This is a genomic window from Serratia sp. X10 (assembly GCF_017811775.1).
GTDB lineage: Bacteria > Pseudomonadota > Gammaproteobacteria > Enterobacterales > Enterobacteriaceae > Serratia > Serratia ureilytica.
This window is the reverse complement of the sequence record NZ_JAEIOH010000001.1, coordinates 816,037-841,430: the sequence shown is the minus strand read 5'-3', so window position 1 is coordinate 841,430 and position 25,394 is coordinate 816,037. Positions and strand designations below refer to the sequence as shown.

The 25,394-nt window shown below is 59.5% G+C and carries 19 protein-coding genes; 16 read left to right on the top strand and 3 right to left on the bottom strand.

Going from position 1 to position 25,394, the window contains the following annotated elements; all coding sequences use genetic code 11:
• Position 1 precedes the first annotated feature (1 nt).
• From J9788_RS04265 to J9788_RS04230, 8 genes are all read left to right on the top strand, one after another.
• A complete protein-coding gene (locus J9788_RS04265; RefSeq protein WP_182264474.1) occupies positions 2-1,051 on the top strand; it encodes a dipeptidase in 1,050 nt (349 codons plus the stop codon).
• A 117-nt stretch (positions 1,052-1,168) separates the two neighbouring features.
• Positions 1,169-1,246, top strand: coding sequence for a pyrroloquinoline quinone precursor peptide PqqA (gene pqqA, locus J9788_RS04260; RefSeq protein WP_004937827.1), 78 nt, complete (start codon positions 1,169-1,171; stop codon positions 1,244-1,246).
• A gap of 58 nt (positions 1,247-1,304) precedes the next feature.
• Entirely contained in the window at positions 1,305-2,216 is a 912-nt protein-coding gene (pqqB, locus tag J9788_RS04255; protein WP_182264475.1) for a pyrroloquinoline quinone biosynthesis protein PqqB, read from the top strand.
• A 9-nt stretch (positions 2,217-2,225) separates the two neighbouring features.
• Complete coding sequence (gene pqqC / locus J9788_RS04250; protein WP_182264476.1) at positions 2,226-2,981, top strand: pyrroloquinoline-quinone synthase PqqC; 756 nt, start codon at positions 2,226-2,228, stop codon at positions 2,979-2,981.
• Positions 2,981-3,259, top strand: coding sequence for a pyrroloquinoline quinone biosynthesis peptide chaperone PqqD (pqqD, locus tag J9788_RS04245; protein ID WP_033643059.1), 279 nt, complete (start codon positions 2,981-2,983; stop codon positions 3,257-3,259). Before pqqC ends, pqqD begins: the two co-directional genes overlap by 1 nt.
• A complete protein-coding gene (pqqE, locus tag J9788_RS04240; protein WP_033643058.1) occupies positions 3,252-4,388 on the top strand; it encodes a pyrroloquinoline quinone biosynthesis protein PqqE in 1,137 nt (378 codons plus the stop codon). The genes pqqD and pqqE overlap by 8 nt, the downstream gene beginning before the upstream one ends.
• A gap of 2 nt (positions 4,389-4,390) precedes the next feature.
• Positions 4,391-6,700, top strand: a complete 2,310-nt coding sequence (pqqF, locus tag J9788_RS04235) for a pyrroloquinoline quinone biosynthesis protein PqqF (protein WP_182264477.1) — start codon at positions 4,391-4,393, stop codon at positions 6,698-6,700.
• A 149-nt stretch (positions 6,701-6,849) separates the two neighbouring features.
• Entirely contained in the window at positions 6,850-9,285 is a 2,436-nt protein-coding gene (locus tag J9788_RS04230; protein ID WP_182264478.1) for a glucose/quinate/shikimate family membrane-bound PQQ-dependent dehydrogenase, read from the top strand.
• Between the two features lie 445 nt (positions 9,286-9,730).
• On the opposite strand, the gene J9788_RS04225 is transcribed toward J9788_RS04230, so the two are convergent.
• Positions 9,731-12,661 carry an autotransporter domain-containing protein gene (locus J9788_RS04225; RefSeq protein WP_257713109.1) on the bottom strand — a complete coding sequence of 977 codons (2,931 nt, stop codon included), beginning with the start codon at positions 12,659-12,661 and terminating at the stop codon, positions 9,731-9,733.
• A 569-nt stretch (positions 12,662-13,230) separates the two neighbouring features.
• Positions 13,231-13,443 carry a hypothetical protein gene (locus J9788_RS04220; RefSeq protein ID WP_209333050.1) on the bottom strand — a complete coding sequence of 71 codons (213 nt, stop codon included), beginning with the start codon at positions 13,441-13,443 and terminating at the stop codon, positions 13,231-13,233.
• Between the two features lie 242 nt (positions 13,444-13,685).
• Between J9788_RS04220 and J9788_RS04215 the strand changes: the two genes are divergently transcribed.
• The 7 genes from J9788_RS04215 (at position 13,686) to J9788_RS04185 (ending at position 23,063) form a co-directional block, all read left to right on the top strand.
• Entirely contained in the window at positions 13,686-15,791 is a 2,106-nt protein-coding gene (locus tag J9788_RS04215) for a bifunctional diguanylate cyclase/phosphodiesterase (protein ID WP_047026120.1), read from the top strand.
• 276 nt (positions 15,792-16,067) lie between these two features.
• Complete coding sequence (locus J9788_RS04210) at positions 16,068-17,444, top strand: glycosyl transferase family 2 (protein WP_182264480.1); 1,377 nt, start codon at positions 16,068-16,070, stop codon at positions 17,442-17,444.
• Positions 17,445-17,520: 76 nt separating this feature from the next.
• A complete protein-coding gene (locus J9788_RS04205) occupies positions 17,521-18,798 on the top strand; it encodes a glycosyltransferase family 2 protein (RefSeq protein WP_046898373.1) in 1,278 nt (425 codons plus the stop codon).
• Positions 18,798-20,246: a radical SAM protein gene (locus J9788_RS04200; protein ID WP_182264481.1), complete on the top strand. Its 1,449-nt coding sequence runs from the start codon at positions 18,798-18,800 to the stop codon at positions 20,244-20,246. The genes J9788_RS04205 and J9788_RS04200 overlap by 1 nt, the downstream gene beginning before the upstream one ends.
• Positions 20,247-20,249: 3 nt before the next feature.
• On the top strand, positions 20,250-21,059 hold the full coding sequence (locus tag J9788_RS04195; protein WP_046898375.1) for a hypothetical protein: 810 nt from the start codon (positions 20,250-20,252) through the stop codon (positions 21,057-21,059).
• On the top strand, positions 21,056-22,228 hold the full coding sequence (locus J9788_RS04190; protein WP_182264482.1) for an MFS transporter: 1,173 nt from the start codon (positions 21,056-21,058) through the stop codon (positions 22,226-22,228). Before J9788_RS04195 ends, J9788_RS04190 begins: the two co-directional genes overlap by 4 nt.
• Before the next feature lie 22 nt (positions 22,229-22,250).
• The gene (locus J9788_RS04185; protein WP_046898377.1) at positions 22,251-23,063 is read left to right on the top strand and encodes a hypothetical protein; all 813 of its coding nucleotides are present in this window, start codon (positions 22,251-22,253) and stop codon (positions 23,061-23,063) included.
• A gap of 30 nt (positions 23,064-23,093) precedes the next feature.
• Here the strand turns inward: J9788_RS04185 and J9788_RS04180 are convergent, their stop codons facing one another.
• On the bottom strand, positions 23,094-24,287 hold the full coding sequence (locus J9788_RS04180; RefSeq protein WP_182264483.1) for an MFS transporter: 1,194 nt from the start codon (positions 24,285-24,287) through the stop codon (positions 23,094-23,096).
• A 149-nt stretch (positions 24,288-24,436) separates the two neighbouring features.
• Between J9788_RS04180 and J9788_RS04175 the strand changes: the two genes are divergently transcribed.
• Positions 24,437-25,354 carry an ABC transporter substrate-binding protein gene (locus J9788_RS04175; RefSeq protein ID WP_139285524.1) on the top strand — a complete coding sequence of 306 codons (918 nt, stop codon included), beginning with the start codon at positions 24,437-24,439 and terminating at the stop codon, positions 25,352-25,354.
• Positions 25,355-25,394: the final 40 nt, after the last annotated feature.

Genomic DNA, 25,394 nt, shown 5'->3' with positions numbered 1-25,394 from the left:
CATGACGCTTCCCCCTCTTTGGCCGGTGTTCGACGGCCATAACGATCTGCTGCTCAACCTGTGGCTGCAGCACGATGACGATCCGGTCACCGCCTTTTATTCGCACGTCGCGCCGGGCCACCTCGACTTTCCACGTATGCGGCGCGGCGGATTCTGCGGCGGGCTGTTCGCGGTGTTTATTCCTCCGGTCAGCTATATCGCCCAAATGCGTAATCAAACGCTGGAGGAAGCGCAGGCCGCGTTCGATCCGCTGGCGATAGCCGAACGGCAGATAGCCATCCTGCACCAGTTGGAACGCGCCTCTCAGGGGCAGTTGCGCCTCTGCCGCACAGCTACCGAGATAGAACAGTGCCGCCTCGACGGGCAAATCGCCGCGGTGCTGCATATCGAAGGCGCCGGCATGATCGACGCGGCGCTGACGCAGCTGGCGGCCTTCTATCGGCTGGGCGTGCGCAGCATCGGGCCGTTCTGGAATCTGCCGAACGCCTTCGGCACCGGCGTCAGCGGGCCGTTCCCCGGCTCACCCGATACCGGCCCCGGCCTGACGCCGGCCGGTGAAGCACTGATCCGCGCCTGCAACCAGCGCCGCATCATGATTGACGTCTCGCACATGAACGAGAAAACCTTCTGGCAAACCGCCGCGTTGAGCACCGCACCGCTGGTCGCCACCCACTCCAATGCTCACGCCCTCTGCCCGCAGCCGCGCAACCTGACCGACGCGCAGCTGGACGCTATCGCCCAGAGCGACGGTATGGTCGGCGTCAATTTCGGCACCGCCTTCCTGCGGGCTGACGGAAAACGTGACAGTGCAACGACCGGCTTAACAGAAATTGTTAAACACGTTGAGTATTTGATCGCTAAACTTGGTGAAGATCGCGTGGGATTTGGCTCTGATTTTGACGGGGTTAACGTACCGCAACCGCTGGAGGACGCCGCAGGCCTGCCGCGCCTGACGCAAGCGCTCAAGCAGGCGGGGTTTGACGGCCGGCTGCTGGAGAAGCTGACCTGGCGCAACTGGCTGAACGTGCTCTCCGCCACCTGGGGTGAATAACCCGGTTACGCTTTAACGGTTGCGATCTCCGTCACATTTCGTCAACATTGAGCCAGCCGAATGCGAATTTTTCTCATTGGCTTCGAACTATCATGATGCATGCAAAGGAGCACCGCTATGACTACCTGGACCAAACCTGAGTTTGTTGACCTGCGTCTGGGGCTGGAAGTGACGCTGTACATTTCCAACCGTTAATCGCCTGTCTGCCCGCCTTTCGCGCGGGCATTTCTTTCCTTCTTTTTCTGGTTCAGACATGCAGATAAAAGTTCTCGGCTCGGCAGCGGGCGGCGGCTTTCCCCAGTGGAATTGCAACTGCGACAACTGCCGGGGCGTTCGCAGCCACAGCATCAACACCACGCGCCGCACGCAGTCTTCCATCGCCGTCAGCGACGACGGTAAAAACTGGGTGCTGTGCAACGTTTCCCCGGACATTTGCCATCAGCTGCTGGCATCGCCCGAATTGAACAATCCCGACGTGCTGCGCGGCACCGGCATCGGCGCGATCGTGCTGACCGACAGCCAGATCGATCACAGCGCGGGCTTGCTCAATTTGCGTGAGGGCTGCCCGCATCAGGTCTGGTGCACCCCTGAAGTACACGACGATCTCAGCACCGGTTTCCCGGTGTTTCCCATGCTTTCTCACTGGAACGGCGGGTTGATCCATCACCCGGTGACACCCGGCGAACCGTTCCACACGGCGGTCTGCCCAAACGTGCGCTTCACCGCCATTCCGCTGCTCAGCAACGCGCCGCCCTATTCACCGTACCGCGATCGCCCGCTGCCGGGTCATAACGTGGCGCTGTTTATCGAAGATATCGCGCGCGGGGTCGGTCTGCTGTACGCGCCGGGCCTGGGTGAGCCGGACGAGGCTTTGATGCCCTGGCTGCGCCGGGCGGATTGCCTGCTGATCGACGGCACGCTCTGGCGCGACAACGAGCTGGCCAACGCCGGCGTGGGGCGCAATACCGGCAAAGACATGGGGCACCTGGCGCTGGCGGAAGAGCACGGGCTGGCGGCCCTGCTCAGCACCTTGCCCGCCAAACGCAAGATCTTGATCCACATTAACAATACCAACCCGATCCTCAATGAAGACTCCGCGGAACGGCAGAGCCTGAGCGCCGCCGGCATCGAAGTGAGCTGGGACGGCATGAATATCGAACTGTAGGGAATCGCCATGACGCAACCACTCCCCCTGACTCCGCAGACATTTGAAGCGGCGCTGCGCGCCAAAGGCGCTTATTATCATATCCACCACCCGTATCACATCGCGATGCACAACGGCGAAGCGACCCGTGAGCAGATCCAGGGCTGGGTGGCCAACCGTTTCTACTATCAGACCAGCATTCCGATCAAGGATGCGGCGATCATGGCCAACTGCCCGCAGCCGGAAACCCGTCGCAAATGGGTGCAGCGCATTCTGGATCACGACGGTTACGGCGGCAGCGAAGGCGGCATTGAGGCCTGGCTGCGCCTCGGCGAGGCGGTTGGGCTGCAGCGCGACGCCCTGCTATCCGAGCAGCTGGTGCTGCCCGGCGTGCGTTTCGCGGTGGATGCCTACGTCAACTTCGCGCGCCGCGCCTGTTGGCAGGAAGCGGCCTGCAGCTCGCTGACCGAACTGTTCGCGCCGCAGATCCACCAGTCGCGCCTCGACAGCTGGCCGCAGCACTACCCGTGGATCGACGCCGCCGGCTACGACTATTTCCGCAGTCGCCTCGGCCAGGCCAACCGCGACGTGGAGCACGGACTGGCGCTGGCGCTGGACTATTGCGATACCGTTGAAAAACAGCAGCGCATGCTGGAAATCCTGCAGTTCAAGCTGGATATTTTGTGGAGCATGCTGGACGCCATGAGCATGGCCTATACCCTGAACCGCCCGCCTTACCACAGCGTGACCGCCGCGCGGGTCTGGCACAATCAGAGGCTGGTGTAATGACGCTGAATCCTGAACACACCCCCGTCTTCCGCCGCGGCTACCGCCTGCAATGGGAGCAGGTGCAAAACAGCCACGTGATCCTCTACCCGGAAGGCATGGCCAAACTGAACGACAGCGCCGCCGCCATCCTGCAGCTGGTTGACGGCAACACCACGCTGAACGGCATCATCGCGCAGCTGAACGCCCGCTTCCCCGGCGCCGAGGGGCTGGCGGACGACGTGCTGGCGTTTTTCCAGCGCGCCTACGAACAAAAATGGGTGACCTTCCGTGACTGAGCCACGTGCGCCGGCGGTAAATCCGCCGCTCTGGCTGCTGGCGGAGCTGACCTATCGCTGCCCGCTGCAGTGTCCCTATTGCTCCAACCCGCTCGACTTTGCCGCGCAGGAAAAAGAGCTGACGACCGAGCAATGGATCGCGGTGTTTCGCCAGGCGCGGGCGATGGGCAGCGTACAGCTCGGTTTCTCCGGCGGCGAGCCGTTGGTGCGTAAAGACCTGCCCGAGCTGATCGCCGCCGCGCGCGATCTCGGGTTTTACACCAATCTGATCACCTCCGGCATCGGCCTGACCGAGAAAAAGCTGCAGACCTTCGCCGACGCCGGGCTGGATCATATTCAGATCAGTTTTCAGGCCAGCGATGAAACGCTGAACGCCGCACTGGCGGGTTCCGCCAAGGCGTTTCAGCAGAAGCTGGCGATGGCCAAGGCGGTCAAGGCGCTCGGCTATCCGATGGTGCTCAACTTCGTCTTGCATCGCCATAATATCGGCCAGATCGACCGCATCATCGAACTGGCGATCCAGCTGGATGCCGACGATGTCGAGCTGGCGACCTGCCAGTTCTACGGCTGGGCGCACCTGAACCGTGAAGGCCTGCTGCCGACCCGCGAACAGATCGCCGATGCGGAAGCCGTGGTGAAACGCTATCGCGAGCGCATGGCTGCCGACGGCAAGCTGGCCAACCTGCTGTTCGTCACGCCGGATTACTATGAGGAACGCCCCAAAGGCTGCATGGGCGGTTGGGGGGCTATTTTCATGAGCGTGACGCCGGAAGGCATGGCGTTACCCTGTCACAGCGCCCGTCAGTTACCGATCGCCTTTCCGTCGGTGCTGGAGCACGATCTGCAGCATATCTGGTATCACTCCTTCGGCTTTAACCGCTATCGCGGCTATGACTGGATGCCGGAGCCCTGCCGTTCCTGTTCGGAGAAAGAGAAAGACTACGGCGGCTGCCGCTGCCAGGCGTTCATGCTGACCGGCGACGCCGACAACGCCGACCCGGTGTGCGGCAAGTCGCCGCACCACGGCACCATTCTGGCGGCGCGAGAAGCGGCGAATCGCTCGCAGATCGGCATCGATCAGCTGCGTTTTCGCAATCAGACCAACTCCCGATTGATCTTCAAGGGCTGACGATGGCACTCGCCGCCTCGTGGCAGCTCGATAACGGTTTGGCCGTCAGGGCGATAAGCACCCCTGACGCCGAGGCCGCCGCCGCGCTGGTGCGCATCGAGGCGGGCAGCTTTCAGGCGCCTGCCGCCTGGCCAGGTCTCGCGCATCTGCTGGAGCATATGCTGTTTCGCGGCAGCGTGAACTTCAGCGCGCAGGATGGGCTGATGGGCTGGACGCCGGCGGTCGGCGGCCGGTTAAACGCCACGACCCAGGCCACGCAAACCGCGTTTTTCTTTGAGGTGAGCGCCGAACAGCTGGCGGAGGGGTTGGCCAGGCTGATCGATATGCTCGCCGTCCCACAGCTGGCGGCTGAGGCAATCGCCCAGGAGATCGAGATCATCGACGCCGAATATCGCCTGCTGCGCGCCGACGGTGAAACCCGCTGCGAAGCGGCGCAGCGGCAGATGTTCAGCGGCATTGACGCGTTGCACCGCTTTCATATCGGTAGCCGCGCCGCTTTCGGCAGCGATATTCCCGCGTTGCAGCGGGCGCTGCGGCAGTTTCACCACCACTATTACCGCGCGCCGAACATCACGCTGTGGCTGCAAGGCCCGCAATCGCTCGAGCAGTTGCATGCGCTGGCGCAGCGCTACGGCGGCGCCTTGCCACCGGGCAGCGTCGCGCCGCCCGAGGCCTTGCCGCCGCTGGCCGCCGGGCAAGATTACACGCTGTCTCTCCCCGGTGCGCCGCAGCTGCGGTTGGTGTTTGCCCTGCCACACTCCCGTTCACGCGGCTGGCTGCGGCGGCTGGAGCGCTTATTGCTGGACGAAGCCCCTGGTGGGCTGCTGGCACGGCTGCGCGCTCACGCGTGGGCCGACGCCGTTAGGCTGGATTACGCCCGCTGCGCTGAAAACAGCGGCCTGCTGAGTTTTATTTTTACCGTCAATCACGGCTCGGCGTCTGAAGCCGCCCACATCGAAAGCGCCTTGCTGGCCTGGTTGCAGGCGCTGATGGCGCTGACACCGCCTCAGCTTGCGCATTTCGGGCAACTGGCAAACCGCGATTTCCACCGTTTGACGCCGCTCGATCAGTTGCGCGCCAGGGCATTTGGGCTGCCGCCGGTGGAGCCGAACGACGATTGGCCACGGCATATTTCGGCGCTGATTAACGCGCCGCATCGCCGTCTGGCCGTGCTGCCTGAGGGAGGCGGTGAAGCGCGTGAAATTCAAGGGCTGCCGTTGGCGCTCGCGCCCTTCGTCCGCAGCGTGCCGACGCCCACGATAGCTCCTTTCCGCTTTTTCTCCACCTCGGCGGCGCTGCCGATCCCGCCCCTGCCGGCCGGCCAGGCGCCGCTGCGGCATCTGCACCCCGACGAAGCGCAGCCGGTGCTGCTGCTGCGCCCATCAACGCATGGCGCTCTTAGCGAAGAACAGGCCTGTGGTTTGCAGGCGGCATTGCGCCCTGGAGCGGCCGAGTTAGCGCATCGGGAGGGACATTTAAGCTTCGAGCGCCACCAGGGCGTGTGGTTGTTACAGCTGGCGGGTAGCCCAGCGCTGATCTGCCACGGTCTGAACGTCGTTAATCGGGCCCTGGCGGCGCTGCCGCCGGCCGTCATCAACGAGGCGGCGAGAAACCTGCGCCTCGCGCAGCTTAAAGCGCAAAACGATATCGCCATTCGCCGCCTGTTAGCCCAATTGCCGGCGGCGTTGAGCGTATCAATGGCAACGGCCCCACTCTGGCATGCCACCCTGGTCGGCGGCGACGGCGAGTTAAAGCGGCGGCTGTCGCATTTGCTGTATGACTTTCCTTTTCCCATAACCGACGAGGTTCAGCGGCCGGCGCCTCTGCATCGCCACCCCGTCACCCTGACGGAAAGCGGCGCAGAACACGCCTTGCTGCAATTTTACCCGCTGCCGAACGATGAAGCCGAAGGCCGTTGGGCGCTGCGCGTGCTGGCCCGGCTTTACGCGCCGCGTTACTTCCAGCAGTTGCGCGTCGAGCGCAACGTGGGTTACGTGGTGCAATGCGCCTTTCATCGCAGCGCCGATGCCGAAGGCCTGCTGTTTGCGCTGCAATCCCCGACGTTCGCCGTTGCGCAGCTGCGGCAGCTAACCGACGAATTTTTGCTGCAGATGCGCCATGAACTGGCGCACCTCGGCGCCGGCGAACTGGAGCTGGCGCAACAGGCGCTGCGGCAAAGCATGCAGCGCCTCAGCGCCGAGCCGTTGCAACGCGCCCGGGAAATCGCCCTGGAAAATCGCCATCGGGTGGCGCAGGTTGACTCTCTGCCTGCCGCGCAGCTCGTACACTGGCAGAAACGGATATTCCTCTAAGCCAAACCGAGGTTGTGCCGATAACATCGGCTTTTCCCTCATAAAAACAGTTACATATCCTTAACAAGCGCACCTCCATCAATGTTACAATAGTCGCCAATAACGACCTTTTCACCTTTAAGAATCAGTATGTTATTGGAGATTATTCAATGTCAGATGCCAATGCACGTTCGGGCATAAAACTTACGCTGTGGTGTTGCCTGTTGGGCATCATCCTGGCCGCCACCGGCCTGTTCTTCTCCGTCGCCGGCGGCAAACTGCTCTCGCTGGGCGGCAGCGCCTACTTCCTGATTGCCGGCCTCGTCATCCTGCTGTCGGCCATTCAGTTTTTCCGCCGCAAGTCTTCAGCGGTTTGGCTGTTCCTGGCGCTGTTCATCGGCACCCTCATCTGGGCGCCGTTGGACGCCGGTTTTGATTTTTGGCCGTTGATTTCCCGCCTGATGGTGCCGACCGGCCTGATGCTGCTGGCCTTCCTCACCTGGCCGGCGCTGCGCAAGCGCGAAGGCAAAGCGCCGTTGGCCAAGCCGGCTTATCTGTTCTCCGCCTTGCTGGCGGTCGGCATGGTCGGCGCCTTTATCCAAATGTTCCAGCCGCACCCTACCGTTGCCTTCAGCGGCCAGCCGCTGCCGCTGATCCCGGTTGATAAAGCGCAACAGCAGAAGGATTGGGATAACTACGGCAATACGCCGGGCGGCAGCCGTTTCGTCGCGCTGGATCAGATCACCCGCGATAACGTGCGGGAGCTGAAAGTCGCCTGGACGTTCCATACGGGTGACATCCCTATCAGCCCCGATGGCAACGGCGCGGAAGATCAGCAAACGCCGCTGCAGATCGGCAATCGCATTTTCCTGTGCACGCCGCATAACAATGTGATCGCCGTCGACGCCGACAGCGGCAAAGAAATTTGGCGGCGAGAAGTCAATGCCAAGTCGCAGGTATGGAACCGCTGTCGCGGCCTGGCCTACTTCGATATCAACAAGCCGTTGCCCGCGCCGAGCGTGCCGGGTTCAACCCCCGCCGCGCCCGTCGCGCTGGCGGCCGGCGACAGCTGCCAACGGCGCATATTGATGAACACCATCGACGCGCGCCTGATGGCGATTAACGCCGACAACGGCGAATTCTGCCAACACTTCGGCAACCAGGGCGTGGTGGACCTGAAGGCCGGTCTGGGCGACGCCGCCGATCCGAAATATCAACTGACGTCGGCGCCGACGCTGGCCGGCACCACCGTGGTGGTCGGCGGGCGCGTTGCCGATAACGTGCAAACCGATATGCCCGGCGGCGTGCTGCGCGGCTTCAATGTGATCACCGGCGAAATGCGCTGGGCGTTTGACCCGGGCAATCCGCAGCCGAACGCCGCCCTGAAACCGGATCAACACTTCGTGCGCAGCACCCCGAACTCTTGGGCGCCGATGTCGTACGATCCGGCGATGAACACGGTCTTCCTGCCGATGGGCAGCTCCTCCGTCGATCTGTGGGGCGCCAACCGCAACGCGCTGGATCACCGATACGGCGCCTCGGTGCTGGCGCTCGACGCGACCACCGGCAAAGAGAAATGGGTCTATCAGACCGTGCATAACGATCTGTGGGACTTCGATCTGCCGATGCAGCCCAGCCTGCTCGACTTCCCGATGCAGGACGGCACCACCCGCCCTGCGCTGGTTATCGGCACCAAAAGCGGGCAGATCTTCGTGCTGGATCGCCATACCGGCAAACCGCTGACTGAAGTGAAGGAACTGCCGGTGAAGACCCGCACCATTCCGGGCGAGCAATATTCCGCCACGCAGCCGTTCTCCGTCGGCATGCCGCAGATTGGCGCGCAGAAGCTCAGCGAGTCCGACATGTGGGGCGCTACGCCATTCGATCAATTGATGTGCCGCATCAGCTTTAAATCGATGCGTTATGACGGCCTGTTCACCGCGCCGGACACCGACGTTTCCCTCAGCTTCCCCGGCTCGCTGGGCGGCATGAACTGGGGCGGTCTCTCTACCGATCCGAACAAGCGTTATATTTTCGCCAACGATATGCGTCTGGGCCTGTGGGTGCAGATGATCCCGCAGAAAGCCGACGCAGGCGCGCCGGCAGGCAACGGTGGTGAAGCCGTGAATACCGGCATGGGCGCGGTCCCGCTCAAAGGCACGCCGTATGCCGTCAATAAGAATCGCTTCATGTCGCCGCTGGGCATTCCTTGCCAAAAACCGCCGTTCGGCACCCTCTCCGCCATCGATTTGCAGACGCGCAAAGTGGTGTGGCAGGTTCCGGTAGGAACCGTGCAGGATACCGGGCCGTTCGGCATCAAAATGCGCGCGCAGATGCCGGTCGGCATGCCGACGCTGGGCGGCACGCTGGCGACTCAAGGCGGCCTGGTGTTTATCGCCGGTACGCAGGATTATTATCTGCGCGCCTTTGATTCGTCCACCGGGCAAGAGCTGTGGAAAGCGCGCTTGCCGGTCGGCAGCGGCGGCACGCCGATGAGTTACGTCTCGCCGACCACCGGTAAGCAGTATGTCGTCATTTCCGCCGGCGGCGCACGCCAGTCGCCGGATCGTGGTGATTACGTCATCGCCTACGCGCTGGATAAATAATCGCCGGAACGCCGGTTAAATAAAGCGGCGAACCGCGCTCAATGAGGCATTTCGAGGGAGACGTTACATGACGTCTCCTTTTTTTGGGGTTTATTGCCTGAACAGCTGAATATTAACCATCCGTTTTATTTTCATGCCTTTTCTTCTATTTCTCTTACGGCGATACAGCACGCGCCACCGGCGCCGGTGATACTCACAGGCAATTGATATGTATAAGGTAAAAAATAATAAAATGAAGAGAAATTCCATGTTTCGGCCTAAATCCTTTTAGTCATTTCAGATGATTATCATCAATTTTGCTAACCAAAAGAATTAGAAACATCCTGTTCTAACGCTCTTTTATCCTGTGAAGACACCGCCGCCCGGCCTGTCGCTTCCGCGCGCCCCATAAAAAACCCCCATCGTTGCGATGGGGGCTGAGTAGCATGAAACGGCTCAACGGCTATCAGAAGCGCCAGGTCAGACCGGCATTGACGCTGTTGTCCTGATGGTTGGACGACAATTGCCCGCCGTAACCGAGGGACAACACGGCGTTTTTGTTAACCCCAACATCGATGCCCGCCTTCAGAACCGCCCCGTCACGGGAAACGGGGACGCTGTTCACGTCGAACGCCGCATCGCTGCGTTTGAACATCAGCTGTGTTTTACGCTCCAGCTTACCGTACTGATGCTGCCAACCCAGCTCGCCGCGCAGCGCGATCGCCACGCTGTCGGTCTGCCATTGCGTATCGGCGCGCAGGCCCAGCGTCGAAGCGGTGGCGGACTGACTTTGCTTATCGCCGCGCAGCGCCGCCGCCCCGCCTTGCTCGTTGATCCCCTCGTTGCGATAGTGGGTGTACGCCAGGTTGGCGAACGGCTCAAGATTGGCCGCGTCGTTGCTCCAATCGTAACCGCTTTCGATAAACAGCTGACCGGTGCGCGCGTTATAGCGGGCCTTTTCGCGATCCGCCTGCGCGCCGTAGTTTACCGAGCGCGACGTGTCGATGCGATGCCAGGTATAGGTGCCGCCCGCTCGCAGCGCCAACGCGCCGAAACGTTTGTCGCCGTACAGCCCCAGATGGTAGTTGTCGCTGTGAGCATCTGACTGATAGCCGCCATCCAGCGACGTGCGGGTATACCCGGTCATCACGCCAAGCCGGCCGTCGTCAAACAGTTCGCTGTCCAAACCCAACAGCACGCCATAGGTGGATGTCTGGTAACCGGTGGCGTTGTCGTTGCCGGAAGCATGCCCCCAGTTGCCCAGCAGTTTCGCCCAGGCGCCATTATCATCCGCTTTGATATCGGAAGCGGTGCGGCGGCCTTCAGCCTGGCGCAAGCGCTCGGTGGCGGTATCGCGCAGATTACGGCTTTCGTTGATCTGGGCGGAAGCCATATCCGCGTGGATCTGGCCGGACAGTTGACGAGTCGCCTGCTGCAATTCTCTGGCCGAAGTGAAGCCGAGGAAGCTTTCATAAACCGGGTGGCCGACCACGGGGCTCGTCGCTTCGGTAACGGCTGTCGCCTCGCCTTCAACGCCCTGCAGTGCGGTTAGCGCTTCAGCGGTAGGCGCCGCGACGCTGCGTTTGGCCGTTTCCGTGACCGGTTCCGTGGCGTTGAGCGTTTCCACCGCGCGGGCGACCGCTTTCTCGTTTTCGGTGCTGGCCAGGCTGTCAAAACGGGCGGCGGTGCGCGTGATCCCAAGGCCGACGTCATTGCCCTGATAGTCCAGCGTCACATTGACAAACGGATACGAAGGATTGGCGTTTTCGAAGCGGCCGGTCACGCCATCCGTCGTCGTCAGGATGGTGTATTTGTTGCCCAGCAGGCTTTGCGCCTCATTTTGCGACAGCAGGTTTTTGCTGTGCTCCAGGCTGACGTTCACACTGCCGCCGTAGAGGAAAGCGCGCCGCGCTTCGATTCTATCGCTGCGGCCATTGTCTGCGACCTCGACGTTATACTGCGAGCCGCGATCAAACACGGCGTCATGCAACACGTGCAGCGTACCGATGCCATTTCCCGGCGTCACGCTACCGCCCCGAACCGCTCTGAACGCCCCCACCGTGCCGTCGCCGGCCAGCGTGCCGCTATTTTCGATATAGACATTGGACGCCACCGAACCGTTGACCGCCAGCACGCCCTGTTTCACCCAGGTGTCACCGCTGTAAGTATTATTGCCCAACAGCGCCAGCGTACCGGCGCCCGTTTTGGTCAACCCGCCGTGGCCGCGGATGTCATTGCTCCACGAATCGAAGTCGCATTCACCCGACGAGCAACGCCGCTCAACCGGGGTTCCGGCTTCGACGATATTCCCAAGACCGGGGATATTCACCACGAACTGTTTTTCACTGTAGGAACCCGGCACATAGAATTCCTGCGGAATATCCTCTTGGGTGATAAACATCTTCGGCCCGTTGATCGCATCGCGTAAATTGACGCGGCCCCAGCCGAATAAATGATCAATGCCGGCCTCACCTAAATCGGTGGCGGTAGTTTTGATGACCGCGGATATTTGAGCGGCGCTCATATAAGGGAAGCGCTGCATCAATACGGCGGCAAATCCGGTGACGTGCGGCGCCGCCATTGAGGTGCCCGACATATTTCCGTAATCGGGTTTAACCGTCAGCTCGCCCTTATTATAGGCTTCGCGGTTCACCGCCCCGCCGGTATTGGAAACCAGCTCTCCTACGCTGCTGTAAATACTGCTGCCCGGCGCTGACACGCAAAAACTGGCCGTATGTCCGCAGCTGGTTGAGGAAACGCTTAACTTATCGTTATTACTCAGATTGGTCACGATCAGATAATTGTTCAATACCTCAGGGAAAGCATAGGGAAGTGACTTTTGCGCCTCAGGAATATTGTAGTTATTGTAATTGCCTGCCGAGAAAACGATCAGCTTGCCATGCTTGGCGGCGCGCAGCAGCGTCGCCATGGCGCTGTGCCCGCCGGTGGGTACGGGTTGCTCGCTGCCCCATTGCAGGTTGGACTTATTGCGCATCACTTCATTGATGACGTCGGTTTTCACCCACGCCACATAGTCAGGCCGCCCGTTCGGCAGCCAAATGGTGTTGCCATTGGCATCCTTTCTGACCGCCGGTGGGATACCCCAGCTGTTATTGATAACCCGGGCTGGACTCTGGATCAGTTCTTCGCGGCCGTTGCGATTGCCGAAGTCATTCAACTTGGCGCCGATAATGTCCGCGTCGTAGGCGACGCCATGCATACCGGAGCCGTCTCTTTTGGCGGCTGCAATACCGGCGACATGCGTGCCATGCGTGCCGAATGACATATTATCTTGTTTATCATACGAGAAATTATAGCTGCCGTTATCCAGCCGCGTCAGTTTACCGGCGAATTCCGGATGAGAGAGAATGGCATCATCAATAACGCCAATCGTCACGCCCTTACCGGTATAGCCTCTGGCATAGGCGAACTCGGCGGAAATAGCCTCAAGCCCCCATTGGCGATTAAATTCTGCGGTTTTCCAACTGTCGGGCGAACCTAATTGTCCTGGTTCCCGATAAGCGGCAAGAGATGAATGAAGAGATAAGCCATAACAACCCAGAAACACGCAATACGCTAACTTCAATTTTTTATTAAGTATCATTTTACGCTCCATGTTTATTTATACCCAGAAGAAAACTGACGTTTTAACCGCGCTGAAACCTCCTATGATCGTGAAACGACAGATAACGCATGCCTGCCCGACGCGGGCCGCATAAAACAGGCTGAGTGATAAAAATTCGGGCGTGCGGACATGAAGATGTCACCACGCCATACGCTTAGGGCGCAGAAGTGCAGACAGGTGGCGAATGTACGTTTGCCGGCGATAACCCCGGCGCCGTTATACCGGCACGGCTCGGCCATCCGGCCGAAACGCGAGAATCAGGCTGTGGGTGCATCCTGCTCAATCATCCAGTTTTGTTAATGATTTTCATTCGCGAGGCTATCTTATACGTAAGCAAAGTGTCAACAGATGAAACAAAACATTTCTTGATTTGCATCATAACTTTCACCGCAAACGTCGGCGACAGGTGCGCCGGCCACCGCTGAACCGGGGATAACATGGCGTTTTTTACCGTCCGGCGTGCGGATTTTGTCAGTCATGGTGCATAAGAGAGGCGCTATGACGAGTGAAAGAGCAGCAGAAAGACTGAACATTTCCTCAAAAAGAAACATCAAGTTTGATTACTTTTTTGCGGTTATTAAACCGCCTGGTCGGAGCACTTATTTTTCGATGCAATATAAGAGGGGCTTATAAATAACAGGAGTATTCCTAATGCGTTCTTGCGTAATCTATTTCATGCTACCAGGCCGATTTTTAGCCGCGCCCGCTGGCTATTCCCATTTTCATTGGCAAGACTATATTGAAAGAGGCTCTGCTATAGAGCAAGAATATGGGTAATTTTCCGAGGAAATACCGCATGAGCCTGTTGCCCGAGCAGACCAATAACAAAAATCCGATCGACCTCTACAGCGAAATCGTAGATGACTTGCCGGGTCTGATTTGCTTCGGCAACCGCCTTGGCGGTTACTTCAACAAGCAGTGGCGCGACTATACCGGCGCAATCGCCGGTGAGCACGGCGCCGCAGACTGGCTCGAGGCCCTGCACCCTGACGATCGCGAACGCCTGGCCGCGCAATGGCGCCAGGCCATCGTTGCCCTCTCCTCGTTCGCCGGCGAAGCCCGTCTGCGCGAGCGCAGCGGCGCCTACCGGTGGTTTATGCTGGCGTTTAACGCCCGCCAGGACGGCAAGGCGCTGGAGCCCAGCTGGTACCTCACCGCTACCGACATCCATCCGCAAATGCTGCAACGCCAGCAAAACGTTCAGGCGCTCTCTATCCAGCAAGACATGCTGGACGCCAGCGTCGACTGCATCAAAGTGATCAATCGCGACGGCACGCTGCGCCACATGAACCGCTCCGGCAGCCTGGCGCTCGGCCTCGATCCGGCGCAAAAAGAATTTGGCATGCCCTGGCTGGGGCTGTTGTCGCCCGAAGTTCGCCGCCGCGGCAGCAAAGCGTTGCGCAGCGTCAAAGCCGGTAAGAATGCGCGTTTCGCGGGATTGAGCGTGACGCCGCAGGGCAAAAAACAGCATTGGGACAACATCCTCTCTCCCGTCAGCGATGAGCACGGGGCCGTGGCCGAGATCTTGTGCGTCTCACGGGATGTGACGTCGCAGCGCGTGATGGAGCAACGCCTGCTGCTTGCCAGCGAGTATGACGAACTGACCGGCCTGCCCAACCGGCGCCTCTTCAAGAAAAAGCTGAAGCAAGAGATGAAGCGCGCCCTGCACGGCAACAAGTCGCTCGGGCTGATGCTGCTGGATCTTGACCATTTCAAACTGGTGAACGATACGCTGGGCCACGCGGCGGGCGATCATCTGCTGCGGGTGCTGGGCAAAAGGCTCAGCGCCTGCATGAATACCCATTCGTTCGTCTCTCGCCTCGGCGGCGACGAGTTCGCCGTGGTGATCAGCGACGTCGAAAACGAGCAGGATATTTTCCGCATCGCCAACAAGTTTCTGCTGCAGTTGGAGACGCCGATCACCCACGGCGGCAAGACGTTGCATTGCGGCATGAGCATCGGTGGCGCCATCTATCCCAAAGATGCCCGCGATGCGTCAGAGCTGATGAAGTGCGCCGATACCGCGCTGTATGAACTGAAAGAAGGCGGCCGCGGCGGCGTCTACATGTTCGACAGCAAGATGATGGACAAAGCCCGCGCCCGCGCCAGTCAGCTCAACTACGCGCGCCAGATCGTGCGCGATAATTGCATTCGCCCCAACTACCAGCCGAAGGTCAGCCTCGCCGACGGCAGCATCGTCGGCTTCGAAGCGCTGCTGCGCTGGCATTGCCCGCAAAACGGCATACAGCTGCCGGCGACGGTCAGCGAGGCCTTCAACGACTACGAACTGGCGACCAAAATCAGCGAAGCCATGCAGCTGAAAGTCTTCGCCGATATCGCCCGCTGGCGCGCGGCCGGCGTGGCGGTGCGGCCTGTTTCTCTGAACGTGTCGCCGATCGAGTTTTTACGCGACAACTACGCCGAAACCTTCCTGCAACGCCTGCTGAAGTTCCACATTCCCCACCACCTGATCGAACTGGAAGTGACCGAACACGCGTTCAACAAGCACGGTTCGAAATACGTACTGCGCGCGCTGCACATGCTCAAAGAGATGGGTATCCGTATCGCGCTGGACGACTTCGGCACCGGCCACTCCTCGTTCAGCCATATCATGGACTACCCGCTGGACTGCATTAAGCTGGACTGCGACTTCATTCAACGCATGAACACCGAACCGGCGATCCTGGCGATCGTGGAAAGCATCGGCATTCTCGGTCAAAAGCTGTCGATCGATATCATCGCCGAAGGCGTGGAAACCGAGCAGCAGCGCCAAACGCTGTGCGAAGCCGGTTTCCATATCGGCCAGGGTTTTTTGTTCAGCCCGGCGGTGGGATCCCAGCAGGTGCCGACGCTGCTGCAGGCGATACTTCAGCCTGCCGAAGGCGGCATGGCGAATCGTTAAATCGGCATCGCATGCCCCACATTCGGGGGGGTGATCCCCCCTCTTTTCCTCTGCTTGTTTCACGCCTCCCGCACCGGAATATTTGTGAGAGCCCTCACAAAGCATAAACGTATCTTTACATTTTTGAACGGTTAAGCTTCCGTTCTGTCAGATTTGAGTGTATTCCAGAGCGTCAAAACGATTCTTTTTCCACTCAATTGGGAACGTTACCGGAGACTTGTTAAGAAATAGTTAATTTAAATCAATGCACTACAAATAATAGCAGGAGGTACTGCGATGCACGAAAGGCAAGAGAAGAATGCAATGTTCATTTCGTTCGATGCCGTCTCGGTCTCGGGGATCACGGTGGAAGCAATGAAGATTGCCAAGCGACTGCAAGCCTGTGGATTTCGCTCTTATCTAGATCTGGGATACGACATCAAGATTGATAAGGGAAACTTTAATAAACCCTATCAGCATGAGCATGACATCTACCGCGATGTCTTTACGCTGGTCCGCCTGGACGACATCACGTCGATTCCAGATTACCACCCTGCCTTTCTCGACTACGCACACGCGGCGTTGATCGGCCAGAAAACGCCCATTGACGAGCAAGAAAAAGCCGCTTTGTTGCATACCATCGCGCTGACGGCGCGGCAGCTGGCGGATCGCCTCATCGCCCAATGGGAAGCGCTCGCAATCAGCCATGTGGTGGTGGAAAACGGCACGCTGCCGGAAAACATCATCTATACCAAAGCGCTGTATCTGGCGATCGAAGATTATGGCCGACGTTATCGACTGACGCGTTTCGTCATCTGGCGCGATCATGACCTGATGTGGAACAGCGAAAAAAAGGTGCTCAAATACGGCCCGCCACCTTATTCTCACGCCATCAAACCTATCCCTTCAAAATACATTACCTATGTCACGCTCAATCACGATCTGAAGCAAAAGCTGGAGGCCTGGTGCAATCATGATGTCCATGTCGAGGTAAAGAAAAATACCTATGACTTCTCGGACAGTCACGAAAGAACGAATGTCAGAAAGCAGATGAATATTCGCGATAATGATCTTCTCATCGCCAGAACCACCCGCATCATCCCTCAGAAAAGATTGGACCGCGATATTATTCTGATCAGCCGGCTTAACGATTTATTTATCCGCGACCACAACACTCGACGCGCCTATTTGGCGATCGCCGGCAATGAATATGAAAATCCGTCATGTTATCTGCAACTCGCCAAATTGGCGCAGGAACTGAATGTTCTCCCCTATGTCAAATTCGTCGGCATGCTTCCCCATGTCGATATGCGCTCGGAAAACGACGCGTTTTGCATAGAGGACCTCTATCACTCTTGCGACCTGGTCTCTTTTCTCACCTCATATGATTATGATAGCTATGGCAATCCTATCGGCGAAGCGATCAGTTGCCGCCGTTGCTATATCACCACTCGCTACGAATATTATCACGAAGTCTACGGCCGGCATGGGTTTGAAGCGCCCGTCATGCCGATCTCCGAGTTACAGGATGGGCCGCCGAACGACGAATTCATCCAGGAAGTCTACCGGTTCATTAATAACAAGGAGCAGATGAAGCGCGTGGCGGAAAAGAATTACGCGCTGGGCAAGCGGATTTTATCCAACAACGTCATGGAGTTCTTAAATATCAGCTAATCATCGAATAACGTGACATTTCATTTTCAGACAAGCCATTTCTAACTGTGGACTTTCATTAGCCCTTGGAGGATCTATGCGTGATACTGTTTTTGTGTCTGTCGTACTGCCCGTTTATAATGAAAGCGACCGTATTGAGGCGGTTTTACTTTCGCTGTTCAATCAACACACCAAGAATGAATTAATCACCCACGACACTTACGAACTGATTGTCGTTGATAACAACTCCACCGATGATTCCGTCGCTAAAATAAACGCGTTTAGTGAAAGGCATCCGGCTATGGCCATTCATGTTATCGCCGAAACGGTGCAGGGTGTCTCCTCGGCCAGAAAACGCGGCATGGACTATGCGTCGCTGCGTTCTAAAGCCCGCGACAGCCGGCTGGGAAATAAACGCAAGCACTATATCGTTTCCGCCGATGCCGATTGCACCGTGGATGCATTTTGGCTTTACGAGCTGGTGAATACCATGATCGAGCAACAAGGCGACCTGGGCACCTGCAACTATTACTACCCTCCCGCAGAGTTTGAGCACCGCCCCAACCTGTTCCGCGAGATCCAAAAAACGCTGCGTCTGCGCGAATTTTCGTTCTCCCTGTTCGGCGGCTTCCCCGACGGCAAAGGGTTCGGGGTGGAGCGCAGCCTGTATGACGCGGTAGGCGGCATCGAAATCTTCTACCAGCTCAACCATGGCCGCTTTGTCGAACACCTGTCCGACGACTGGGACTTCGGCATTAAGGTCATCGCCTACGGCGGCAAGCCGGTTTACGCTCGCCATGCTTACGTTGAGATCAACAGCCGCCGGGTGGACACCATTCTCGATGAGGTGATCAACGGCATCGCCTACGGCAAGGACGGCATCATTATCATGAAGGACGTCCGGCCGGACGTTGAGCGGCAGAAAACCGCGCTGGCGGACGCCACGCCGGCGGAGGCGAAACTGGCCTGGGACTACTCGGTCAAGGACTACACGCCAAAGAATATCTTACTGCCGGTGCTGCTCAATCCGTATCTGCTGTTGGAAAACAGCGAAGTGCGCGATTTCTTCTCCGGCCCGCTGGCCGACAGCCTCTACCGCCGCATTCACGAACTGAAACACGAGATGCGCATCATCGATTTCAAACCGATCCATGCCTACAAAACCCCCGCCTATCGGCTCTACCTCGAATTTCGCGATGCGCTGTTTGCCGCCATGCGGCGCGCCGTCGGTGACGATATCGGCTTCCCACCCGCATTGCCGGCCTGCTTCGATACGGTCAAAGACGAGGATTTCACCCGCTTTGTTTATTACTTCTGTGAAGACCGCGAGTCCGGCGAAGCCCACAACTATTTCGGCAACGGAGGGGTATTCTGATGAACGACGAAGCCTTGCACTCATTGCTGGATATCGATGAAAACTATCCCACGCCGCGGGTGAACGCGTTCCTGGCGCAACCGGAAAACCGGGCCTTTCTGGAGTACGTCCATAAGGATCCGTTCGGCTGTCACGTGTTCCCCGGCGATCTCGTCGACTACCCGCTGGCCGCGTTTTTTGCCGATATGGAGGCCGACATTCGCCAGGCGGGCAAAATCCATCTCTGGGCCTATATTCCGACCTGTCGCTATCGCTGCCATTTTTGTCAGTACCCCACGGTGATACTCAATCCCAAGGCGCCCGCCTCTCAGGCGGTATTCCGCGATTTGGTCGATTTCAACATCAAGGAGGCGCAAATGTGGCTGGCGCGCGTGCCCAGCCTGGCCGAAGTGGAAATCGGCGAATTCAACGTCTTTGGCGGCACGCCGTCCTTGCTGCCGGAGCCGGAACTGCGCCGCATGATGGCCTTCTACTTCAGCCACTTTAACTTCGCCAACGCCACCCTGCGCTTCGAAGGGGAGCCCGGCACCCTGAACAAAGCCTATCTGGCGCTGCTGAAAGAGCTCGGCTTCAGCAAAATCAGTTTCGGCACCCAATCCTTCAATGACGACATCATCACCGCCTGCGGGCGCATGCACTCTGCCGAAGAGTGCGTGGAGACCATTCATCATGCGCGCGCGCTCGGCATTGATTGGGTCAGCGTGGATCTCATTTACGGCATGCTGGGCCAAAGCGTGGACGACGTGAAATACGACATGGAAAAAACCCTCGAGCTGAATCTGTCGCACGTCGTCTGTACCAAGCTGCACATGGATGAGTTTATTAAAAATCGCACCGGCGTCTCGGGCGAGCGCGAAAGCCTGTGGCAGAAAAAGGGGCTGATCAGCATCAACAACCTGCGCTTCCCAGGGCTGGGCAAACAGTACCAAATGCGCGAGCTGGTCGAGAACTACCTGAATGGCGGCTATACCGAACACCCCACCATGTACTTTCACCGCAATGATCAACAGCCGGAAAAGTGGAAAGCGCTCATCACCGATCTCGACAAGCAGTATCCGGAAGTGGCGATCGGTTTGGGCGGCAGCTCCAAATCGACGCGATCCGAAGCCATCAACATCACCGGTTACAAGAAGTACAAGGAGGCGCTCAACCAAGACCGCCTGCCCATCGAGGAAAGCCGCGGCTTCTCCCCGATCCAGCGTGAAGTGAACGCCTTCAAAATGGCGCTCTCCACCTTGCTGCCGGTGGACGATCAGGTGTTTAAACGGCGCTTTGACGGCAACAGCCTGTTTGCTAACCCGGTCATCCGCCGCACGTTGAAAACCCTGGTGGATAAAGCGCTGGTCACCGTCGATGGCCCGTGCGTTACGCTCACGCCCATCGGCGTCACGCTGGTCGAAGCCATTATCAATACCCAATTTTCCGCCGCATTCGCCAATCAGGAGTGAAAGATGACGACGAAAGTCTCCGATCCCAAACCGGTATTCAGCTTCTATTACATCGGCATCGATACCGAAGCCGGCGTCACGCCACAACAGTTTGAAACCTTCGTGCGCGAGCAAGGCGTGCATATCCCCTGTTATCCCGGCTGGCGCTGGACGTTGCTGCGCGGCCTGCGCGGCGAACGCGTCGGTCAATACCTGATGCTGTACGAGATTGACAGCGCCGAGCAGCGCGATCGTTACGTCACCGCCACCGGGCAGCGAACGGCGCACGCGCTCGAATTCTGGCGGCGGCACGCCGCCGCGCAGGAAATCCTCGCCGAGTGGCGAAAACTGGGCACCTACAGCCTGCTGCCGACGCTGTTCAGCGATTATCGCCTGCTGGCTGAGAACAGAAAAAGCGACGTGCCGCCCGGCCCGCGCTACCGGGAACGGCCGGGCGAACCGCCCGAGGCGCGCATTATCGGCATCCACAATCTGGCGCTGCGCGAAGGCGTGACCCCGGCGCAATTCGAACGCTTTATCGCCGAAAATCACCATCGCATTGAGGATTATCCGGGCTGGAAGTTTCACTTGCTGAAGGGAGAACGCGGCAATCGGCTCGACCAGTACGCAGTGATGATGGAAATCGTCAGCCTGGCGGCGCTGGACGTGTTCTATCCGGAGCCCGATATCGCCACCGCCGAAGCGGCAACCTTCGCCAAAGCGCATCGCGACACTAAGCAAATGTATGAAGAGTGGAAGCAACTGGCGTCATTTTCCGGTTCACCGCAGATTTATACCGATTATCTGTCCGTCGCACAGAGCCGATCGTCATGATGCTGCCTTGGCTAACCGGCGAGGCCGCAGAGAATCATCGCCGGCAAATCGCCACCCGAGCGATCTTCTTCCTCGCCGGGTTGGGCATGGCCGCCTGGGCGCCGTTGATCCCTTTCGTGAAAGCGCGATTGGGCATCGATGACGGCGCGCTCGGTTTGCTGCTGTTTTGCCTCGCCGCCGGCTCCATGGCGATCATGCCCTTCGCCGGTTATCTGATCGCCAAACTGGGGTGCCGCGCCGTGTTGCTGGGCGCAGGCGCCTTGCTGTGCATCGACTTGCCGCTGTTGGCGTTACTCGATGAGCCGCTGTTGATGGGGGCGGCATTGGGGGTATTTGGCGCCGTCAACGGCATCATGGATGTGGCGATGAACTCACAGGCGATAATCGTCGAGCGGGAGAGCGGCCAGGCGAAAATGTCCGGTTTTCATGGCTTCTACAGCCTTGGCGGCATTGCCGGCGCCGGCGGCGTCAGTCTGTTGCTGCTGGCGGGCCTCGCCCCGGCCCAGGCCATCGGCCTGATCGCCCTCCTCATCGCGATCCTGCTGCTGATCGTCGCCGGCGATTTACTGGCGCACGGCGGCGTCGGCGAGCGGCGACAGGGCGGCGCGCGGTGGGCGCTGGCCCACGGCAAGATCCTGTTTATCGCCCTGCTCTGTTTCTTCGTGTTCCTGACCGAGGGGGCGATGCTCGACTGGTCGGCATTATTCCTGCATGCCGAGCGCGGCGTGGCCAAATCTCAAGCGGGGATCGGGTTCACGCTGTACGCCGTCGCCGTGGCCTGCGGGCGGCTGTATGGCGACAGGCTGATCGGCGCAATCGGGCGCTTTCGCACTCTGTTGCTCGGCAGCCTGTGCGCCGCGGCGGGCGTGCTGTTGACCGTCACCGTCCCTCTGGCATCGGCCGCCTTTGGCGGGTTGATGCTCGCCGGCCTGGGCATCGCCAACATCGTTCCCATTCTGTTCAACGCCGTCGGCAATCAAAAACAGGTGCCGCCCGGCCAGGCGTTTCCGGCCGTGACGCTGGTCGGCTATCTCGGCTTATTAACCGGCCCGGCGCTGATCGGTTTTATCGCCAATTACACCAGCCTGGCCCTGGCTTTCGGCTGCACGCTGCTGTGCCTGTTGCTGGTCAGCATCAGCGCCAAAGCCGTGACGAACACATCTCACTAACTTAACTTGCGAGGATCGTTTAATGCATGCATCAACCACACCGGTTTTCTCCCTGCACTACGTGGGAATCAACCTGAAACGGGGCGTCGCCTCGGAGCGTTTCGAAGCGTTCGTTCGCCGTAAAGGCGTCGCCATCCCGGCCTATCCCGGCTGGCGATGGACGCTGCTGCGCGGCCTGCGCGGCGAGCGTGAAAATCAGTACCTGATGGTTTATCAGGCTAAAGACGCCGCCACCTACGCGCGCTATATCGACGGCAACGGCGAGCTGACCGACGAGGCGCACGCCTTTTGGCGGCAGCGTCCGGAGGCCGCCGCGCTGATTGAGGAGTGGAAAACCTTCGCGACCTTCGCCGAACTGCCGACCCTTTACACCTGTTACCGTCTGGTGGCCGAGAATAGCCGCAGTTCATTGCCGCCCGGTCCCAATTACCGCAGCGAACCAGGGAAGGAAAGCATTCAGCGTGTCATCGGCATTCATAACCTGGCGCTTAAAGCGGGCGTCTCGCCCGAGCAGTTTGAACGGTTCATTACCGACAACATCCACCGCGTGGAAGACTACCCGGGCTGGAAGTTTCACCTGCTGAAGGGCCAGAGCGGCAACCGGCTGGACCAATACGCGGTGATGCTGATCATTGAAAGTCTGGCGTCGCTCAACGCGTTCCATCCGGAGCTCGATGTTTCAACCGAGCAAGCGCTCAGGTTCGTTGCCGAGCATCAGGACACCGAACGCATGTACGACGAGTGGAAAACACTGGCGTCGTTCTCCGGCGCGCCGCAAATCTACACGGATTACCTGGCGATTGGCGGCAACGAGAATGACGCCCATCCGGCGTAAACCGCGCGGCGGCGTTGAGCGCCGCCGCTTTCACGGCCGCCGTTCGCCGAACGGCGCCAGCTTCATGCCGATAAGCGTCACCACACAGATGAGCGCCCCGGCGTAGAAGGTGTAGGCGGAACCGAACAGCTCCCACAGGGTTCCGGCCCCGAGACTCGCCAGCAGCAACGCCACGCCGCTGATCAGATTGAACATGCCGAACGCGGTGCCGCGCAGGTGCGCCGGCGCGGTATGCGCCACCATCGCCGCCAATAGCCCCTGGGTCATGCCCATGTGCACGCCCCACAGCGCGACGCCAAAAAGCACCCCGCCCCAATGATCGCTCAGCGCCAATACCAGGTCGGCGGCGATCAGCACCAGCAACCCGGCTTTCAGCAATCCTTCATGGCTCATGCGGTCGGACAGTTTTCCGAACGGATAGGCCGAGCAGGCGTAGACCAGATTCATGGCGACCATCACCAGCGGGATCAGCGCCAGCGGCGTGCCGCCTTGCTGCGCCTTCAACACCAGGAACGCTTCACTGAAGCGCGCCAGCGTGAAGATCGCGCCGATGCTCACCACCCACCAATAGCTGCGCCCCAGCAGCCGCAGGTTGGCGCGAGTGATCGGGTTAGTGCGCTTGTGGGTTATCGCGGCGGCCGGCTCTTTCAGGCCGAAGAACAGCAGCGCAATCGCCAGCGCCGCCGGGATCGCCGCCACCCAGAAGATGGCGCGAAAATCGTTGTGCCACAGCAGCATCAGACCGACGGCCAGCAGCGGCCCTAAAAAGGCGCCGACGGTATCCAGCGACTGGCGCAGCCCGAAAGCCGCGCCGCGAATTTCCGGCGGCGTCACGTCGGCCACCAAGGCATCGCGCGGCGCCCCGCGAATGCCTTTGCCCACGCGATCCAGCAGGCGCGCGCTCATCACCATGCCGGACGACGTCGCGATGGCGAAAAACGGTTTGCTGATGGCGCCCAACCCGTAGCCCAGCAGCGCCAGCCCTTTGCGTTTGCCGAGGTAATCGCTGAGCACGCCGGAGAACACCTTGACGATCAACGCCGTCGCCTCCGCCAGCCCTTCGATCAGACCGATGACAATCACGCTGGCGCCGAGCGTCGTCGCCATAAACAGCGGCAACAGGCTATGGATCATTTCCGAGGAAACGTCCATCAGCAAGCTCACGCCACCCAATACCCACACGCCGCGCGGTATGCGGCCCAACGTAGCGAAACGCGACGACATGGTGCATCCTCGATCGATTCAGCGCCGCCAGAGGCGCCTCATGATTTTTCCAAGATTGGTTAGTTGATTTTGTTCGTTCACAGATCCGCAGCCTTTAGAGATAGTGCAACGACCGTGTGACCCCCATAATAATGAAGGTAATTAACATAATGATAGATAGCAAAAAGATGATAGCGATTGCGGCGCTGCTGAGTTTTTCCGCCGCCGCCGCACCGGGCGTTGATCTCGTCGCCAACGAAACGCCGATCCACACGGTGAAGAGCGCCGAAGCCGTGGCCAAAATCCCCGCCGGCTTCCGGTTCGTGGAACCCGGCACGCTGACGGTCGCCATTTCCCTGCTGGGCAGCGGGCCGCCGTTCGGCCTGTACGCCCGCGACAATAAAACGGTGATCGGCAGCGAGGCGGACATCGCGCGCCTGGTGGCCGACGGTTTGGGGTTGAAACTCAGGCTGGTGCCCACGTCGTGGGAAGACTGGCCGCTGGGGGTGGCCTCCGGCAAATATGACGCCGCGGTTTACAACATCACCGTGACCAACGAACGCAAAACCAAATTCGATTTCGCCACCTATCGGCAGGATACGCTGGGCTTCTACGTCAAGTCCGACAGTAAAATCACCCAGATCAAAACGGCGCCGGATATCGCCGGTAAAAAGATCATCGTCGACTCCGGCACCAATCAGGAAGCGGTGCTGCTGGCCTGGGACAAGGAGAACCGCGCCAAGGGATTAGCGCCGCTGCAGCCGGTGTACGTCACCGATAAGGCCGCCTCCACGCTGGCCATTCAGTCGGGCCGCGCCGACGCCACCTTCGGGCCCAACGTCTCCGGCGCTTATCAGGCGCGGCTGACCGGTAAAACCCGGCTGGTGGGCATCGTGCCCGGCGGCTGGCCGAAGACCGCCAACATCGCCGTCACGCTGAAGAAAGGCAACGGCCTGGTGGACGCGGTGCAGGCTTCGCTCAACAGCGCCATCGCCAACGGCAGTTATCTGCAGGTGTTGGATCGCTGGGCGGAGAGCGACGAGAAGATTGCCCATTCCGAGATTAACCCGCCGGGACTGGGGGATTGAGAGAGCAACAGGCCCCGCAGGCGGGGCCTTATCGCCGGTC